This is a genomic window from uncultured Thermus sp., assembly GCF_938010445.1.
Lineage (GTDB): Bacteria > Deinococcota > Deinococci > Deinococcales > Thermaceae > Thermus > Thermus altitudinis.
On sequence record NZ_CALLUR010000118.1, the window covers coordinates 1 to 18,063 of the forward strand.

The window sequence follows — 18,063 nt, forward strand, 5'->3', positions numbered from 1 at the left end:
CTTCTCCCTCGGCCACCCCCGCACCCGCATGGGGGCCAGGGTGATGTTTTCCAACACCGTCAGGTGGGGGAAGAGGTTGAACTGCTGGAAGACCATCCCCACCTCCCGCCGCACCTGCCTCAGGGCCCTTTCGTCCTTCACATTGAGCCCGTCCACCACCACCTCCCCCTCCTGGAAGTCCTCCAGACGGTTGATGCACCGGATCAGGGTGCTCTTCCCCGAGCCCGAGGGGCCGATGATCACCAGCCTCTCCCCCGGGGCCACCTCCAGGTGGATGCCCTTGAGCACGTGCAGGGGGCCGAACCACTTGTGCAGGTTGTGGATGCGGATGATGGGGTCCACCGCCTTCATTTTCTCACCCGCTGCATGGCGTAGACCAGGAGGAAGAGCGCCAGGCCTAGGGCATCCGTAAGGAGGCCGGGCACCACCAGGGTGAGGGCCGCCGCCATGAGAAGGGCCCTCTCCAGGAGGGTGGTGCGCTTGTGCAGGAAGCCCACCAGGCTGGCGCTGAAAGCGGTCATGCCCAAAAGGGCGGAAAGGACGATCCCCACCCCCTCTCCCAGGCTTTCCACCCCGATGAGGAGGAGCTTGGGGCTGAAGAAGAACATGTAGGCAAGAAGGGCGGTGCGAAGCTCATACACGAAACCCTGGACCGCCGTTTTCCAGAAATCCGACTTGGCGATGGCGCTGGCGGCATAGGCGGCCAAGGCCACGGGAGGGGTGGAGTCGGCCATGATACCGAAGTAAAAGACGAACATGTGGGCGGCCACGGGAGGCACCGCATACCCGGCCTTCTCCGCCAGCTGGAGCACCACCGGCACCACCAAGGAGGCCATGACGATGTAGTTGGCGGTGGTGGGAAGGCCCATGCCCAGGAGGAGGCTGGTGATCTGGGCCAGGATCAGGACCAGGATAAGGTTTCCCCCCGAAAGGCGCTCCACAATGTCCGTGAGGCCAAAGCCAATCCCGGTCATGGTGACGATGCCCACGATGACCCCGGCGCTGGCCGTGGCCAAGGCGATGCCCACCATGCCCCTGGCCCCCGCCTCGAGGCCCTCCAGGATGAGCCTCCCACCCCGCACCAGGCCAAAGCCCAAGCCCGCCCCACTCCTCCGGGCCCGCCACACCTCCTGGAGAAGGATGAGAAGCAGCATGAAAAAGACGGTGTTCAGGGCTGCCCGCTCGGGGGTAAGGCGCAAGCCCACCAGGGCGTAGATCAGGTAGACCAGGGGCAACAGGTAGTGGAAACCCGAACGCAGAATGGGGCCCACGGGAGGAAGCTCCGAACGCGGCACCCCCTTCAGGCCCAGGTGAAGGGCCTCGAGGTGCACGGTGATGAACAAGGTGGCGTAGGCCAACACCGCGGGGATCAAGGCGATGAGGATCAGCTGGCTGTAGGGGATCCCCAAAAACTCCGCCATGATGAAGGCGGCCGCCCCCATCACCGGGGGCATCAGCTGGCCGTTGGAGGAGCTGGCCACCTCCACCGCCCCCGCCTTCTCCGGCGGGTAGCCCACCCGCTTCATCAGCGGGATGGTGAAGGTCCCGGTGGTGACCACGTTGGAAACCGAGCTTCCCGAAACCACCCCCGTGAGGGCGCTGGCCACCACCGCCGCCTTGGCCGGCCCCCCACGGAAGTGGCCCAGAAGGGCATAGGCCACCTGTATGAAAAAGTGCCCCGCCCCCGCCTTCTCCAAAAGGGCCCCAAACAGGACGAAAAGGAAGACAAAGGTGGCGGAAACCCCCAAGGGCACCCCCCAGATGCCCTCGGCGGTGGTGTAAAGCTGCCCCATGAGCTGGCCCCACTGGCTGCCCGCATGGAGCTGGAGCCAGGGAGGAAGGGTAAAGGGCAGAAGCCCCTTGGGCCCGGTAAGGGCGTAAAGGACAAACACCGAGGCGATGATGGGCAAAGCCGGCCCCACCACCCTCCAGGCGGCCAGAAAGAGGACCAGAAGGGTTAGGGTCCCCAGGTAGACATCCCGGTGGCTGGGGATGCCCCCCCTGAGCTGGGTGATGCCGTAGTAATCCCAGACCACGTAGAGGGCCCCCACCACCCCAAGAAGGGCCAGGACCCAATCCAGTAGGGGAATGCGATCCCTCGGACCCCGCCTCCCCGGGTAAGCGAGAAAGGCTAAGGCCAGGGCAAAGGCTAGGTGGACCGCCCTGAGCCGTATGGGGTCCAGGGTACCCAGCTCGGTGGCCCAAAGCTGGAAAAGGCTCCAGATGACTCCCAGGCCGAAGAGGAGGTACCGGCTGCCTCCCTTGGGCCTCCGCCCCCCCAGCTCGCTTTCCTCCACCAGCAACGAAGCATGGTCCATGTTTCCTCCAGGCAAAAGGGGCCCCAGGCGGGGCCCCCAGGGTCTAGCCAAGCGCCTACTTGAGGACCCCAATCTCCTTGTAGAAGCGCTCCGCCCCCGGATGCAAGGGAATGGGAAGACCCTTCGCCGCCTTCTGGAGGCTGAAGAAACGCTCCAGGTTGGGGTGAATCTTCTTGAAAGCCTCCTGGTTCCCGAAGACCGCCTTCATGAACGCGTACACGGTATCCGCGGAGAGTTTCTCCGAAGCGATCAGCATGGCCTGCACCGCCACCGTGGGCGTGGTCACGTCCACCCCTTTGTAGGTCCCCCCGGGAATGTTGAAGCCCACGTAGAAGGGGTACTTCTTGGCAAGGGCCTGCACCTTGGCCAGGTCCACCGCCACCAGGGTGATGGGGGTGGTGAGGGCCAGTTGCTGGATGGCGCTAGCCCCCAGGCCCACGGTGTAGAAGAGGGCATCCGCCCGCTTGTCCTGCATGAGCTGGATGCCCTGGGTGGCGCTCACCCGGATAGCCTGGCCCAGGTCCTCAAAGCGGAGGCCGTAGGCCTCGAGGATCTGCCGGGCGTTCTGCTCGGTGCCCGAGCCCACGTCGCCCACCACCACCCGCTTGCCCTTGAGGTCGGCCACGGTGCGGATGCCCGCATCCGCCCGGGCCACGATATGCACCACCTCGGGGTAGAGGGCTGCCAAGGCCCGGATGCCCTTCACCGGCTTGCCGTCAAAGGCCGTGATGCAACACCCTTGGTAGGCATAGTAGGCGATGTCGTTCTGGGCCAAGGCCATCTCAAACTCCCCGGCGGCGATGGCGTTGATGTTGGCCACGCTTCCGCCAGTGGAACGGGCATTGGCCCGGATGCCCACACCCGCATCGTTCACCAGCTTGGCCATACCCGTGGCCACGGGGAAGTAGACCCCCGTGGTGGCACCCGAGCCAATGGTGATAAACTCCTGGGCTAGGCCCAGACCCAGAAAGGCTAACCCTGCCAACAACAGGTTCCGTGTCCGCATAAACCCACACCTCCTTAACGCCCAAGGCAGTATACCCATACCTTCCCCCGGGCCGCAAGCCCTAACGCGTGGCCACCTGGAGGCGTTTCTCCAGGAGGTTGGTAAAAAAGGTAAGGATGGTGGTGAGGAGCAGATAAATGGCGGCCACCGCCAGGTACACCTCCACCGGCCGGAAGGTGGCGGAGATGATGCGCTGCCCGGAAAGGGCTAGCTCGGTGAGGGCGATCACGCTGGCCAGGGAAGAGTCCTTGAGAAGGGCCACCACGTTGTTCACCAAAGGGGGCACCACGATGCGCAAGGCCTGGGGCAAGATCACAAAGCGCATGGTGTCCGCTGGGGTAAGCCCCAAGGACCAGGCAGCCTCCCACTGCCCCTTGGGGATGGCCTGGATCCCCGCCCGCACCACCTCGGCGTTGTAGGCCCCCACGTTGAAGGAAAGGGCGATGAAAGCCGCCCAGTAAGGGGTGAGAACCTGCTGGGCCGCGGGCCAGAGGGGCTGAAGCAAAAGGGGCAAGGCATTGTAGGCGAAGAGGATCTGCACCAAAAGGGGTGTGCCGCGGGTGACCCAGATGTAGAAGCTGGCGGGAAGCTGCACCCAGGGGCGGCGAGAGAGGCGGAACATCCCGGCAAACACACCGATGACCAGCCCCGCCAAGCTGGAGATCAAGGTGAGCTTTAGGGTGATCTCCGCCCCCAGGGCCATGGCCGCGCCCGCGGAGGCAGCCCGCTCGGGACCAAACCCCATGAGGAGGAAATAACGCTCCAAGGCCACGCCCAAAAGGGCAAACAAAGCAAAATACCCCCCGAGGAGGAGCCCCAGGAACGAGAGGATCCGCAACCAAGATGGCATCTTCACGGCAGGAAAAGGGCCCAGGGCCTCCCGCTACCCCGGGCCCAGACGAGGCCTACTTGCAGCGCACGTCCTCCCCGAACCACTTCTTGCTGATCTGGGCGTAGGTGCCGTCCTTCATCAGGTCGGCAAGGGCTTGGTTAAGGGCCTGCAGCAGGCTCTTGTTGCCCTTGGCCACCGCCATGGCCACCCTTTCCTGGAAGACCAGCTCCCCCACCTGGAGGGTGTTTTCCAGCTTGCGCTCCTTGATGGCCTCCTTGGCCACAAAGCGGTCGGTGATCCAGGCATCCAGGCGGCCAGCCAACAGGTCCTGCAGGGCATCGGGGTCCTTCTGGTAGGTGCGCACCTGCTTGACGCCGGATATTTTCTGGGCCGCCTCCATGTAGGTGGTGCCGATCTGCACCCCCACCACCTTGCCCTGGAGGTCCTTGGCCGTCTTTGGCCCACCCCTCTTGCTCACGATGACCCCGCCTGTGCAGTAATGGGGATTGGTGAAGTCCACGGCCTTGGCCCGTTCCTCGGTGATGCCGTGGGAGGCAATGACGAAGTCAAACCGCCCTTGGTTCAGCTGAATGAGAAGGCTATCAAAGGCCTGGGTAATCCAAACGGGCTTTAGCCCCAACCTCTTGGCAAGGGCGTTCCCCAGGTCAATCTCAAAACCGGTGAGCTGGTTTTTCTGGTCAAAGTAGTTGAAAGGAGGAAACTCTCCTTCCGTACCGATGCGGATCTCCCCCGAACGCTTAATCTGGTCCAGGGTGCGCACCTGGGCCAAGCCCATGGCCAGACCCAGTACCCCAAGCACCAAAAGCCACCTTTTCACGCCCCACCTCCCTTGTAACACGGGCTGATTATACCGGCTAGGCCTCGAGGGTCAAGCAAAGAGACAAGCGCCTTGCCGGGTATGCGCCTCCGGCCATGGTCAAGACAGCCGGACCATCAACTTCCTCGCCCCAGAACGCGGGCACTCTGGCGAAGGCCAATCCCCAGGAGACCCGCCACACGATCCTCAACGGCCCGCCTGGCGACCTGGTCACGCCTGGGTTCTTTTCCTCCGGTCCCAACCGCAAGACCTCCTTGCCTACCTGCAAACCCTCCCCGAGAGGTAAAAGAGGCCACGGCCAAGGGGCCTCGGTTGCCTCGAGGCCCCTTTTTACCCATGCGCCGTTAGGCCCAGCGCACCCACTCCACCCGACCGGTGATGGGATGCCTAAGGGCCAACCTCACCCCATAGGCATAACTTCCTGGGCGCGAGGGCCGGTAGGAAACCGCGTACCTTCCTCCCTCCCCTTGGGTCATGGGAACCAGCTCCAGCCCACCCCCTGAACGGCGCACCACCAGCTGGACCTCCAAAAAAGGCCTTAGGGCCTCGGGAATCTCCCCCTCCACATAGGCCCACACCTGCACGGGCTCGCCGTTTAGGGTTAGGTCCCCCGGGGCCTCGGCCCTGAGGCCCAGGGTATAGAAGGCGGGAAATGCCCGATGAAAGGCTTGAAGCACCCTCTCATGGCCCCGTGCGCTCTCCGCCCAGACCTGGCCCTGGCGGTATAGCCTCAGGTACTCCCCCACCATGCGGGCGGCGCTGAAGCGGGGGCCCACGGTGCGCAGGCTCTCATGGACCATGGAAAGCCAACCGGAAGAGTAGCCCTCAGGACCCTTAGCGTAGAAAAGGGGGAGGACCTCGCCCTCCAGCACGTCATACAGGGCCTGGGCGTCCGCCATGTCCTGGGCCTCCTCGTTCTCGTAAACCCGATCATCGCCGATGGCAAAGCCGTTCTTGCCGTTATAGGCCTCGGCCCACCAGCCATCCAGGACGCTCAGGTTCAAGACCCCGTTCAAGGCGGCCTTCATCCCGCTGGTGCCCGAGGCCTCCATGGGCCGGCGGGGGGTGTTAAGCCAGACGTCCGAGCCGTGCACCAAGACCCGGGCCAGGTACATGTCGTAGTCCTCCAGGACCACCATGCGGTCCTCGAGGCCGTACTCCTTGATCCTGGCCACCAGCTCCTGAAGGTAAGCCTTACCGGGCTCGTCCTTGGGGTGGGCCTTCCCCGCAAAGACAAACTGTACGGGATAAGGGCCTTGAAGAAGCTTTAGAAGCCTCTCCGGGTCCTTGAAAAGGAGAACCGCCCGCTTGTACGTGGCAAACCGCCGGGCAAAACCCACGGTAAGCGCCTCCGGATCCAAAACCCGTTCCGCCTGGCGTAGACGGCTTGGGCTTTCCCCATTTCTACGCCGTTGCTCGTAAAGGCGCAGGCGCACCTCGCGCACCAAATCCGCCCGGAGGTCCCGGTGAATGCGCCAAAACTCCTCCCCCAATCCCTCCACCTTCCAGGTGGCTGGGTCCTCGGGCCGCCTTAGCCAATCCGGGCCGAAGACCTCGGCGTAGTGGCGGCGAAGCCTGGGGTGGAGGAAGGTCCAGGTATGGACCCCGTTGGTGATATGGCCAATGGGCACCTCCTCCCGTAATAGCCCCGGCCATAGATGGTGGAACATCTCCCGGGAAACCTCCCCGTGGAGGCGGGAAACCCCTCCCGCCTGGGCGCTGGTGCGAAGGGCCAGATTGGACATGGAAAAGACCTTGCCCCAGGGCTTCTCCTCCAGACCCAAGGCCACAAACCCCTCCCAGTCCGTGCCCATGCTTTCCCAAAAGCCATGCAGGTAACGGCCCACAAGATCCAAGGGGAAGGTATCATGGCCCGCAGGCACGGGGGTGTGGGTGGTGAAAAGGGCTCCCGCTTTGGCCAGCTCTAGGGCCACGGGAAAGGGATGCCCCTCGGCCACTAGTTCCCGTATCCGCTCCAACCCCAAAAAGGCGGAGTGCCCCTCGTTCATGTGGAAGACCTGGGGGTTAAGCCCCAAGGCCCTAAGAAGCCTCACTCCCCCAATGCCCAAAACCATTTCCTGCTGGATGCGCGTCTCCAGGCCTGGCGCATAGAGCCTGGCGGTTATGGCCCGGTCTTCGGGAGCATTTTCGGGCAGATTTGCGGTGAGAAGGTAGACCGGTACCGCCCCCACCTGCACCCGATAGGCCCCGAGCCATACGGTGCGGCCCGGGAACTCCAGCCCCACCCTCACGGGGTGGCCCTCCTGATCCTGCACAGGCAAAAGGGGAAGCTCCTCTGGGTGGAGGGTTTCGTAAACCTCCACCTGGACCCCCTCCGGGGACAGGCGCTGGTGGAAGTAGCCCTCGTGGTAGAAAATCCCTACTCCCACCAAGTTCAAGCCCAGGTCGCTGGCCGCCTTGATGTGGTCCCCCGCCAGGACCCCAAGCCCCCCGGAGTAGATGGGCAAGGAGCTATGAAACCCATACTCTGCCGAGAAGTAGGCCACTAGCGGCCCTTCCTTCCGCTCCCGATCCTTTAGATAGCCTTCCAAGGCCGCCACCACCGCCTGGACCCGGGCTGGGTAACTGGTGGCGGTGAGAACCTCCAAACGGGACGGGTCCACTTCCAGAAGAAGCTTGACCGGGTTCCCACGGAAGCGCTTCCAAAGCTGGGGGTTTATCTCCTGAAAGAGTTCGGCTGCCTCCGGGTTCCAGCTCCACCAAAGGTTATAGGCCAGCTTCCTTAAACCCTTAAGGGCCTCGGGAAGCTCGGGCATGGCGGTAAGGTGTCCCAGTACCTTCACAAAGGGGATTATACCCGCTGCTCCTCGAGGCTCCAAACGCCCCCCTTATGGAAGCACAACGGCCCCATTCCAGGCAGCAGGCCTTCCCCGCTTAGCGCAAGCGCCGCCATAGTTCCGGGCTAAAGAGGAGCACCACCGGCAGGATCTCAATCCGGCCCGCCCACATCTGCAGGATCAGAATCAGCTTGGAAAGGGGATGAAGCTCAGCATAGGAACCCATAGGCCCCACCGAACCTAGCCCTGGGCCGATGTTGCCGATGGCCTGGGCACTGGCGGTAAAAGCCTTCACAAAATCCCCTTCCAAAAGCGCCAGGGTCAGGGTACCGAAACCAAAGAGAAGGGTGTAAAGGAAAATGAACACGGAAACCTGCCACAAGGCCTCCTCGGAAACCACCCGGTGGCCCAGGCGCAGGGGAAGGACCGCCCTGGGGTGAAGGGTACGGGTGATCTCTCGCCGGAGAAGGCCGAAGAGGAGAAGCCAGCGCACCACCTTGATGCCTCCCGCCCCCGAGCCGGCACTTCCCCCCACGAACATCAGGATCACCAGGATGGCCTGGGCCGGTACCACCCACTGGGCAAAGTCCACGCTGGCGAAGCCGGTGGTGGTGATGATGGAGATCACCTGAAAGAAGGCGTGGCGGAGGCTGGCCTCGAGGCCGTACATGTGGTGGGTGTACAGGTAAAGGGACAGGAGCGAGCCCGCCAGGAACACCAGCAACACATAGGCCCGGAACTCCGCATCCTTGAGGAGGGGCTTGACCTCCCGGCCGAAGAAAAGGCGGTACTGCAGCAGGAAGTTCACCCCCGCCAAGAACATGAAGAAGCTACCCAGCCACTGGGCAAGGAGGGGGTAGGTGGCAAAGCTTTGCGGGTTGGGGCTGAACCCCCCCGCTGGGATGGTGGTGAGGGCGTTGGCCAAGGCCTCAAAGAGGGGTATGCCCGCCCACCAGTAGGCCAAGAAGGCCAAAGCGGTAAGGGTCAGGTACACCCGCAAGACCGCCTGGGCGGTGTGGCGAAGCCTGGGGGTGAGCCTCTCCTTCTCCACCCCCGTGCTCTCGGCGAAGAAGGCCTGGCGGCCCGCCACTTGAAGCTGGGGAAAGACGCCCAAGAAGAGCACCACGATGCCGATGCCCCCCATCCACTGGGTAAAGCTCCGCCAAAGAAAGAGGCTTTGGCCAAACTGCCCAAAATCCGCAAGCACCGTGGCCCCGGTGGTGGTGAAGCCGGAAAAAGCCTCAAAAAGAGCATCCAGGTAGCCCAGCCCCCCAGAGATCCAGTAGGGTATGGCCCCCAGGGCGGGCACCATCAGCCACAGCAGGGCCACGGCGGCAAAGACCTCGGCCCGGGGCGGTTGGGCCTGGGGATGCCCCACCCCCTGCAGGGCCTTGCCCAACCCTATCCCCAGCACCGCCCCCAGGAGAAACCCCTTGGCGTCCTCCTCCCAGCCCAGGGCCAAGAGGGCAAAGGCCAGCATGAGAAGGCCGAGACCCTGATACGTTAAGCCCAGGAGGTACAGGCTGGAGCGAAACCCTTGCCTAGCCGACGATGCGGGCCACGGCTTCATCCGCCACCTCCCGGGCCACCACCAAAAAGAGTCGGTCGTTGGGAAGGGCCTCGAGGTCCTCGCGGTAGAGCATCACCCGATGGTCGCGCTCCAGGGCCACCGGGGCCACCTGGGACGTGGCCAAAGCCCGCAGGTACCTGGGCCTGAAGCTTTCCGGAAGCTCCACCTCTAAGAGCTCAATGTTCTCGTCCATGGTGGACACATGCTCCACGTTTTCCGGCCCCAGGTAGTCCAAAACCGCCCGCACCGCCGCCTGGCGGGGGGTCAGGGGCAGGTCTATGCCCACCTGCTCAAAGAGCCTGCGGGTTTCCGAGCGGGACACCCGGGTGATCACCTTGCCTACCCCAAGCTGCTTGGCCAGCAAGGAAGCCAGGAGGTTCTTCTCGTCGTTGTCGGTCACCGCCACCACCGCATCGGCTTCCTGCAACCCCTCCGCCTCCAAGAGCTCCAAGTCGGTACCGTCCCCCTGGATGGTGAGGGCGCCGGGAAGCTCCTGGGAAAGCCATTCGCACCGCTCGCGGTTGGGCTCGATGATCACCACCTCCAGGCGCCGCCTTAAAAGCTCCTGGGCCACCATGAAGCCCACGTTGCCCCCACCGATGACCATCACCCTCCGCACCCCCCGCCCCGTGGCGAAACAGGCCTCCAGCTCGGGGAAAGCCCGTAAGGTGGTGACGAAGAGGATTTTGTCCCCCGGCTCCAGGATGACCTCGGGGTACTCGGGGTGGGCAAAGCTCCAAAAGGCCCCCTCCCGCACCACCCCCACCACCAAGACCCCCTCGGGCCAGGGGAGCTCAGCGAGAAGCCGGTGGGCGTAAGGGCCACCCTCCTTCACCCGGTACTCCACAAAGCGGAGCCGTCCCTCCGCCAGCACCTCGGTATCCACCGCCCCGGGGACCAGGATCACCTCCACGATCTCCCGGGCCATGGCCCTTTGCGGCCAGAGGACCTTGTCAATGCGGGTACCCAGGATCTCGGCGGTACGGGGGTCGGTGAGCACCTCCACATACCCTCCCTTGCCCACAAAGCAGAGGGTCTCCTTGGCCCCCAGGCCCTTGGCCAGAAGGGAGGCCAGGAGGTTCACCTCGTCGGAATCCGTGCTGGCGATGAAGAGGTCGGCCCGGTCCACCCCCGCCTCCCTAAGGGCGTCCGGGTCCGTGGCCCCGCCCACCACCACCTTTACGTCCAGATGGGCAAAGCGCTCCTTGGCCTGAGGGTTGCGGTCCAGAACCACCACCTCATGGGCTTTTTCCAGGGTGCGGGCCAGCTCCCCGCCTACCTCCCCGCCCCCGGCGATGACGATGTACATACCGCCCCTATCCTAAACCTGGATCCCGTAAAGGTCGTAGGTGTCGGCCCGGGTGATCCGAACCTGGATCCTCTCCCCCACCCGGGCCGTGCCGTCCGTTTCCACGTAGACCAACCCGTCAATACCCGGGGAGTCCCGGTAGCTCCGGCCCACGGCCAAGCCCGGCTCCGGAAGCTCGTCCACCAGGACCTCGAGGGTCTGGCCCACGAAGCCTTGGTTCTTCCTTAGGCTGATCCGGGCCTGGAGCTCCAAAAGGCGCGCCTTCCTTTCCTCCTTCACCTCCTCGGGCACGGGGTTGGGCAAGGTGTTGGCCTCGGCACCCTCCACCGGGGAGTAGGGGAAAACCCCCACCCGGTCCAGCTCCGCCGCCTCCAGGAAGTCCAGAAGCTTTTGGAAGTCCTCCTCCGTCTCCCCGGGAAAGCCCACGATGAAGGTGGACCGGATGGCCAGCTCCGGCACCACCTCCCGCCAGGCCCTCAAGGTCTTAAGGTGGCTCTCGTACCCCCCGGGGCGGCGCATGAGGCGCAGTATCCTTTCGGAAGCGTGCTGCAGGGGAACATCCAAATAGGGAAGCACCTTGCCCTCGGCCATAAGCGGAAGGAGGTTCCGGACATGGGGGTAGGGATAGACGTAGTGCAGGCGGATCCAGGCCCCGAGCTCCGACATCTGGGTCAAGAGGTCTTTAAGTTCGGCCTTCACCAGGCGGTCGCCCCAGAAGCTCTCCCGGTGGCCGATGTCCACCCCATAGGCGGAGAGGTCCTGGGCGATGAGGAGGAGCTCCCGGGTTCCGGTGGCCACCAGCCGGGCGGCCTCCGCCAACACCTCCCCGGCGTCGCGGGAGCGCAACGACCCCCTGAGTTTGGGGATGATGCAGAAGCTACAGCGGTGGTCGCACCCCTCGGAAAGCTTCAGGTAGGCGTAATGCCGGGGCGTGAGCTTCACCTGGGGCGGGACCAGGTCCAAAAGGGGGTTGCGGGACGCCGGCAACGCCTCCTGCACCGCCTGCAAAACCCGCTCCACCTCCCCCGGACCGGTGATCTCCAGCACCTGGGGGTGCCTCTTGCGGATCACCTCAGGCCGGGCCCCCAGGCACCCCGTCACCACCACCCTGCCGTTTTCCCGCAAGGCCTCCCCAATGGCCTCGAGGCTCTCCTCAATGGCCGGGGTGATGAAGCCGCAGGTGTTCACCACCACCAGCTCCGCCTCCTCGTAGGTGGCGCTGGTTTCGTAACCCAAGGCTTTCAGCCGGGAAAGGATCTGTTCCGAGTCCACCAGGGCCTTGGGGCAGCCCAGGCTCACAAAGCCGATCTTCGCCATAAACCTCCAGGAGCCCGCCCAGCCCGAAGGGGTCTCTTCGGGGCTCCAAAAGACCAGTATAGCCCCCTTCCAGCCTCCCTGCGAGCAGGGGCCTCAAGGGGCCTCAAAGCGACGGGTGAGGGGCTTTCCCGGCTCCCCCAAGGGGCCCAGGTCCTTGCCGTCCAGAAAAACCCGCACCGCCCCAGGGTTCCCCGAGCGCACCTCCACCGGCAGGTCAAAGCTGAGCTCCGCCCCCACCTCAGGAATGCCCTCGTAAAGCCGCTTATCTCCCTGGGTGACCCTAAGCCAACTCCGGCCCTCCAGGCGCAGGACCAGCCTCCCGGAAGGGGCCAAAGAAGGCGCGGGAGCCGGTACAGCCTGAGGCTCCTGGGGCTTGGGGGAAAGGCGGTAGCGTAGGGCGCGGTCACGGTCCAGTACCACCTCCTCCTGAAAGGGCTCATACCCGGGCTTTTCCAGCCGGATCACCCGCCGGCCTCCTTCCAGGGGAGGGCTCTTCAAGGGGGTCTGTCCTAGGTAGAATCCATCCAGGTACACCCGGGCCCCTGGGGGTTCGCTGGCCACCTCGAGGCTAAAACGTTCCGGGGATTTTGGAGGCGGCTCGGGCGGCAGGCTTACCGTCCGCACCGGGGTGGGGCGCAGGACCAGGTAGGCCCCGTACCCTAAAACCCCCAAGAGGGCCAAGGCCAAGAGAAGAGGCCAGGGCCAAGGGCGCCGGGAAGCCGGCGGGGGTGGGGGCGGAGGGGTGGGGGTTACGGGATAGAGGGCCAGGAGGGGCTCGGGGTCCAACCCCAAAAGGAGGGCGTAGCGCCGGAGGTAGCCCCGGGCCAAGGCGGGTTCAGGGAGGTCCTCAAAGCGGCAGGCCTCGAGGGCCTCCAAGACCTTGATCTTTAAGGCCAGCCGCTCGGCCGCCTCCTTTAGGGAAAGCCCCTTTTCCTCCCGGGCCCGGCGAAGCCTTTCCCCCAGTTCGCACACAAGGCTATTCTAGCGCGGCTAGGGCCAAGGCCACCCTGGCCGCCAGGCGGGCGTTTTCCACGAGAAGCCTTTCGTTGATCCGGTCGGTCTCCCCATGGGAAAGCTCAGAGAGACGCCTCAGCAGGTAGGGGGTAAGGGCCTTGCCGAAGATCCCCTCCCGGGCCGCCTGGTGGTTGGCCTCCTCCACCCAAAGGGCCACCTCCTCATAGGGCAGGCCCTGGGAAACGGGGTTTACCAGGAGGACCGCCCCCAGGCCCAGCTCCCGGGACTTGCGGAGGATCCGGGCGGCCTCGAGGGGGGTTTCCACCCGGGTGGGCACCGGAAAAGGGGAGTCCGGAGAAAAAAAGGCCGGCAGCCGGTCCGTGCGGTAACCCACCAGGGAAACCCCCAGGGTTTCCAGGCGCTCCAGGGTGGCCCTCAGGTCCAGGATGGCCTTGGGCCCTGAGGAGACCACCAGGATGGGGGTACGGGCAAGGGCCAGAAGATCGGCGCTTTCGTCAAAGGGCTCGGGATGCACCCCGCCGATCCCTCCGGTGGCCAAGACCTCTATCCCATGGCGGTGGGCCAGGTAGACCGTGGCCGCCACCGTGGTCCCAGCGCTCTTTCCCTGGACCAGGAGGGCAGGAAGGTTCCAGAGGCTGGCCTTCTCCGCACCCCCCTGGGCCAAGGCCTCCATCTCCTCCCGGGAAAGGCCCACGCGTACCTCGCCCCTTACGATGCCAATGGTTTTGGGCATGGCCCCTTCGGAGCGCACCGCCTCCTCCAGGGCTTTAGCGGTGTGGAGGTTCAAGGGGTAGGGTAACCCGTGGGTGAGGAGAGCCGACTCCAGAGCCACCACAGCTTCCGCCATGGGGGAAGGATACCACGCCTCAAACCTCCGGCCACACCAGGACCTCTTCCCCCACTTTGAGCCCGTGGAAGAGGAGAAGCTCGGGCGCAAGCCGGATCTCCACCCCCAGCCCCCCCACGCCCTCCACGGATAGCAGAACCTCCTTATAGGCCTTTACCCGCACCTGCTGGAAGAGGCCGTAATGCTCCCGCCAAGCGGAAAGGAGCAAGGCGTCCACCTGCGCCCCTTGGCGTCCCAGGGCCACCCGCAGCCGGGCGGTGCGGGGCACCCGGGGGAACACCTCCACCAGGCGCAACCGGGCCAGGTGGCCCAGGCGCCTCAGGACCTCCCCCAGGGGAAGAGCCAGCCGGGAAGCCAGATCCAAGGGGCTTTGGCCGCTTTCCAGGGCCAAGAGCAGGGAAAGCTCCACGGGGTCCAGGGTACCCTGGACCGCCTGGGCCCGGGAACCGGGCTGCACTAGGTCAAAAGGGCCCACCTCCACCCGCTCATCCAAAAGGCGAATGGCCTGCAGGAGATGGACCTCGAGGGGCCCTTCCAAAGAGCTCAAGGGTGGGCGCACGGCACGCTGGAACTGAAACCGACCCTCCTTCAACGCCAGCACCTCCAACAAGGCCTCCCGACCCACCCTTTCCCCAAACACCGCATGGACCGGCCGGCCCCCCTCCAGGTACACCTCTCCCCTTCCCCCCTGAGCCTCCACCACGAAAACCCCCGTCCTTCCCCCTTGGGCCAGGAGCTGCAACCCGTCCATGGGACCTAAGAGGCGGAAATCGCCTTCCATAAGGCACCGAGATACCCCTTGCCAAAGAAGTGCACATGGGCCAGGAGGTAGTAGACCTGGTACCGGGGCAGGGCCCTTTCCACCTCTTCCGGTAGGGGATAAAGGACCTGGTACGCCCTCCAGAAGTCCTGCGGAAAGCCTCCAAACAGGCGCATCATGGCCAGGTCCACTCCCCGCTCCCCCACGAAGAAGGAGGAGTCCAGAAGGGCGGGCCCCTCTGGGGTGAAGCGAAGGTTGCCGTGCCAAAGATCCCCGTGAAGGGGAGCAGGCCCCTCCGTGGGCAAGGGCTCGCGGAAGAGGGCTTCCACCCTCGGACCCAGGCCCTCCAGGCGATCCCAGGTGGCCTTCAGGAGGGGCTCTATGCACCGCAGGAAGAAGAACTCCGTCCACTCCTTTCCCTCCCCACCGGGCAAGGGAAAGGTGCCCAAGAATCCCGCTTCGGCCCAGTAGAAGGCTTCGCGCTGCCGGTGCAGCCCCGCCAGCATGCGGGCCAGTCCCTCCCAATCAGCAGGACCCTCCGGTAAATATTCCAGGACCAACCCCTCCTCCGCCGCAAAGAAGACCCGCGGCACCCGCACCCCCCGCTCGGCCAAAGCCCTAAGCCCCCGGGCCTCCGCGGGAAAGAGGCCGGGAGGAGGGTTGGGGGAAAGCTTCACCACATAGGCTTCCAAGCGATACACCCGGGAAATATCCCCGCCATACAGGGGCTGAGGCGGACCCTGGGCCTCAAGCCCCGCCCGACGCAGAAGTTCCCTGGGATCCATCCCTCTCCAACAAATGGTCAAGAAAGGCCCGGACGCCCGCCTCAATGGTCCAGTAGGCCTCGAGGCAGTCCTGCAGGTCCCCGTAGTAGGGGTCGGGCACCTCTCCCCCGCCCAGGTGGTCCAGGAGGAGGCGCACCTTATCCCTGGCCTCAGGGAAACGCCTCAAGACCTCGGCCAGGTTCTCCCGGTCCATCACCAGGATGTGGTCGTAGCGCTGGGCATCCTCCCGGGTCATCTGCCGGGCCACATGGGGGAAGTAGGCCCCTTCCCGCTCCAGTACCCGGCGTGCCCGGGGATCCATGGGCTCCCCAGCGTGCCAAGCCCCTGTGCCGGCGGAATCCACCTCAAACCGGGCCTCGAGGCCCCGCTCCCGGATGAGCTTGCGGAAAGCCCCCTCCGCCATGGGGCTTCGGCAGATATTCCCCATGCAGACAAAGAGCACCCGTATGGGACGGTCCATGTCTCCCATGATACGCAGGCCCTCAGTAGGGAACCTCCGCCACCACCTCCGTGCCCTTTCCCGGCTCCGAGCGCACCAGGAAACGCCCGCCCCGGGCCTCCACCCTTTCGCGCATCTGGGTGAGGCCAAAACCACCAAGCCCCTGGCTCTCCGGGTTTTGGAAGCCTTTCCCGTTGTCCCGCACCACCAGCCTGGCCCCCCGCTCCCCCAAGGGATGGAGTTCCACCTCTACCCGGCTGGGCTTCCCGTGCTTGGCGGCATTGGTGAGGGCCTCCTGCAAAACCCGAAAGAGGACCAGCTCGCTGGCCTGGGAAAGGCCTATCCCCTCCGGCAGGGTAAGCTGCACCCGGAAACCTGCCTGCTCGGCAAAGGCCTGGGCATAGCGGCGCACGGATTCCAAGAAGCCATAGCGCTCCAGGTCAATGGGGCGAAGGGCGAAGATGCTCCTCCGCACCTCCCGGATCTGCGCCCTGAGGGTTTCCTTCACCTCGTGCAAAGCCTTCAGGGCCGCTTCCTGGTCCTTAGGCAAAAGCCTCTCCGCCAAGTCCAGCTTTAAGGCCATGAAGGCCAGGCTTTGGGCAATGCCATCGTGGATCTCCCGGGCGATGCGGGTGCGCTCCTCGTTGATGGCCAGTTCCTCAGCCCGCAGGTAAGCCTGGGCGTTGCGCACCGCCAAGGCCACCTGGGAGGCCAGGAAGGACAGGAAGGGGATACGCCGGGAAAGATCCTGGCCCTTTAGCACCAGCACACCCACCGTTTCCCGGGCCTTGAGGGGCAAGGCCAGGACTCCGTCGTCCACAAATACCGGGCCCTCGAGGCTTCCCCTCCAAACCCCCTCCGCCAGAAAAGGATGGGAAGGCAGGTCCAGACCCCGCACCACCCGGGGCACCAAGAACCCCTCCTCGTCCAGGAGAAGAACCCCACCCCCCTCCGCCTCCGCCCAGGACTGAATCCGCTCCAAAAGTCCCTCAAGAAGCCGGTCCAGATTGGCCTCGGCCTTAAGGGCCTGATCCACCTCAAAGAGGGTGAGCCGGTCCCGGCTACGGGCCACCACGGATTGCAAGGCCCCCGCCACCTCATGGGCCAGCACCTCCAAGAAGACCCTTTCCGGCTCCGGAGGGCAGGCCTCCAGGTATCCCCTTAAACCCGGAAGCTCCACCCGCACCCCACCGCACTCCTCTCCGGCATGGACCCCCTCGGCCTCCAGGGCCACGGGATACCCCAGGGTTTCCCCCAAAGCCTGGGCGATCCGGGAGACCGCTTCCTCCAGGTTCTCGCTCTCCAAAGCCTCCCGAAACACCCTCCCCGCCGCCAAAAGGCGGCGGTTTGCCTCCTCCAAGGCCCTTTCCGCCCGCACCTTCTCCAGGGTTTCCTGGGCAATCCACTCCAGCACCGCATAGGTGACCAAGGGGCCCACCAGGCCGTAGAAGCCCAGCCGTAACCACAAGAGGCTATCCACGTGCCGGTAGGGCAAAAGGGCCAGCTCAAAGGCCACCACCACCGCGGCGATCAGGGGCGGCAAAAGCCGCTGGGCCAAGCGCACCAATCGGTAGAGGCTGTGGCTAGCCATCCTTTTCCTTCGTACCCTCCTTTTTCCGGGAGGAGGCTACCGCATACCGGCTTTGGTGCAGAAGCCCCCTAAGAAGTTGCACCTCGCCTGGGGAAAGCCGGGCCTTGTGAAAGATGCGGCGCAGGCGCCGCATGGCGTAAGGGTGGCGGTGCTGGTCGGTGAAGCCGATTTCCAGCACATACCGCCCTAGGTCCGCAAAAAATCCCTCCAGGGCCGCCAGGTCCGCCAGCTCCTCCTTGGAGGCCAAAGCGCCCTCCTGCACCCAGGCCTGGTAAAGCTCGTAGGCGAAGACCACCACCGCTTGGGCCAGGTTCAGGGAAGGTTGCTCGGGGGCGGTGGGGATGGTGCCGATGAGGTGAGCCAGGTCCAACTCCTCGTTGGTGAGGCCAAAGGTTTCCCGACCGAAGACCAAGGCCACCTCCCCCTCCACAGAGAGCACGTGAACGGGCACCTCCTTAGCCGTTACCACCGGGGCCGGGTACAGTTCCCGGGGCCTTCCCGTGGTGGCCACCACAAAACCCACCCCCTCGAGGGCCTCCCTAAGGCTTTCCACCGCCACCGCCCGGTCCAGCACCTCCTCGGCGTGCACCGCCAACCAGTAGGCCTCCCGGGCCCAAGGAGGGCCTACCCGGGGGCCTGGGTTCACCAAGTAGAGGCGAGAAAGGCCAAAGTTGCGCA

At 64.8% G+C, this 18,063-nt stretch carries 16 protein-coding genes; all 16 read right to left on the reverse strand.

Annotation, left to right across the window (positions count from 1 at the left end):
- Positions 1-351 (reverse strand): ATP-binding cassette domain-containing protein (locus Q0693_RS06695; protein ID WP_298630172.1); only part of this gene is annotated, 351 nt, incomplete at its 3' end.
- Positions 348-2,318 (reverse strand): TRAP transporter permease, encoded by a 1,971-nt coding sequence (locus Q0693_RS06700; protein WP_298630174.1) that lies wholly within the window; start codon positions 2,316-2,318, stop codon positions 348-350. The genes Q0693_RS06700 and Q0693_RS06695, both read right to left, overlap by 4 nt.
- Before the next feature lie 55 nt (positions 2,319-2,373).
- A complete protein-coding gene (locus Q0693_RS06705; protein ID WP_298630176.1) occupies positions 2,374-3,324 on the reverse strand; it encodes a TAXI family TRAP transporter solute-binding subunit in 951 nt (316 codons plus the stop codon).
- 61 nt (positions 3,325-3,385) lie between these two features.
- Positions 3,386-4,174, reverse strand: a complete 789-nt coding sequence (locus tag Q0693_RS06710; protein ID WP_298630178.1) for an amino acid ABC transporter permease — start codon at positions 4,172-4,174, stop codon at positions 3,386-3,388.
- Positions 4,175-4,229: 55 nt separating this feature from the next.
- Positions 4,230-4,994, reverse strand: a complete 765-nt coding sequence (locus Q0693_RS06715) for an ABC transporter substrate-binding protein (RefSeq protein WP_243029665.1) — start codon at positions 4,992-4,994, stop codon at positions 4,230-4,232.
- A gap of 344 nt (positions 4,995-5,338) precedes the next feature.
- On the reverse strand, positions 5,339-7,798 hold the full coding sequence (gene glgP, locus Q0693_RS06720; protein ID WP_298630182.1) for an alpha-glucan family phosphorylase: 2,460 nt from the start codon (positions 7,796-7,798) through the stop codon (positions 5,339-5,341).
- Positions 7,799-7,889: 91 nt separating this feature from the next.
- Entirely contained in the window at positions 7,890-9,362 is a 1,473-nt protein-coding gene (locus Q0693_RS06725) for a TrkH family potassium uptake protein (RefSeq protein WP_243029663.1), read from the reverse strand.
- Positions 9,334-10,671 carry a Trk system potassium transporter TrkA gene (trkA, locus tag Q0693_RS06730; protein WP_298630185.1) on the reverse strand — a complete coding sequence of 446 codons (1,338 nt, stop codon included), beginning with the start codon at positions 10,669-10,671 and terminating at the stop codon, positions 9,334-9,336. Before trkA ends, Q0693_RS06725 begins: the two co-directional genes overlap by 29 nt.
- Positions 10,672-10,683: 12 nt before the next feature.
- Positions 10,684-11,988 carry a 30S ribosomal protein S12 methylthiotransferase RimO gene (gene rimO, locus Q0693_RS06735; protein WP_298630187.1) on the reverse strand — a complete coding sequence of 435 codons (1,305 nt, stop codon included), beginning with the start codon at positions 11,986-11,988 and terminating at the stop codon, positions 10,684-10,686.
- A 93-nt stretch (positions 11,989-12,081) separates the two neighbouring features.
- Entirely contained in the window at positions 12,082-12,960 is an 879-nt protein-coding gene (locus tag Q0693_RS06740) for a RodZ domain-containing protein (RefSeq protein WP_298630189.1), read from the reverse strand.
- Positions 12,961-12,964: 4 nt separating this feature from the next.
- Complete coding sequence (locus tag Q0693_RS06745) at positions 12,965-13,810, reverse strand: pseudouridine-5'-phosphate glycosidase (protein ID WP_298630191.1); 846 nt, start codon at positions 13,808-13,810, stop codon at positions 12,965-12,967.
- Positions 13,811-13,829: 19 nt separating this feature from the next.
- Entirely contained in the window at positions 13,830-14,591 is a 762-nt protein-coding gene (locus Q0693_RS06750; RefSeq protein WP_298630193.1) for a DUF4388 domain-containing protein, read from the reverse strand.
- A complete protein-coding gene (locus Q0693_RS06755; RefSeq protein WP_298630195.1) occupies positions 14,567-15,355 on the reverse strand; it encodes a fructosamine kinase family protein in 789 nt (262 codons plus the stop codon). The genes Q0693_RS06750 and Q0693_RS06755 overlap by 25 nt, the downstream gene beginning before the upstream one ends.
- Positions 15,318-15,824, reverse strand: coding sequence for a low molecular weight protein-tyrosine-phosphatase (locus tag Q0693_RS06760; protein WP_243029656.1), 507 nt, complete (start codon positions 15,822-15,824; stop codon positions 15,318-15,320). Before Q0693_RS06760 ends, Q0693_RS06755 begins: the two co-directional genes overlap by 38 nt.
- Before the next feature lie 13 nt (positions 15,825-15,837).
- Positions 15,838-17,385, reverse strand: coding sequence for a sensor histidine kinase (locus Q0693_RS06765; protein ID WP_298630197.1), 1,548 nt, complete (start codon positions 17,383-17,385; stop codon positions 15,838-15,840).
- On the reverse strand, positions 17,378-18,063 hold a 686-nt coding region (locus Q0693_RS06770), incomplete at its 5' end, for an RNA methyltransferase (protein ID WP_298630199.1). The genes Q0693_RS06765 and Q0693_RS06770, both read right to left, overlap by 8 nt.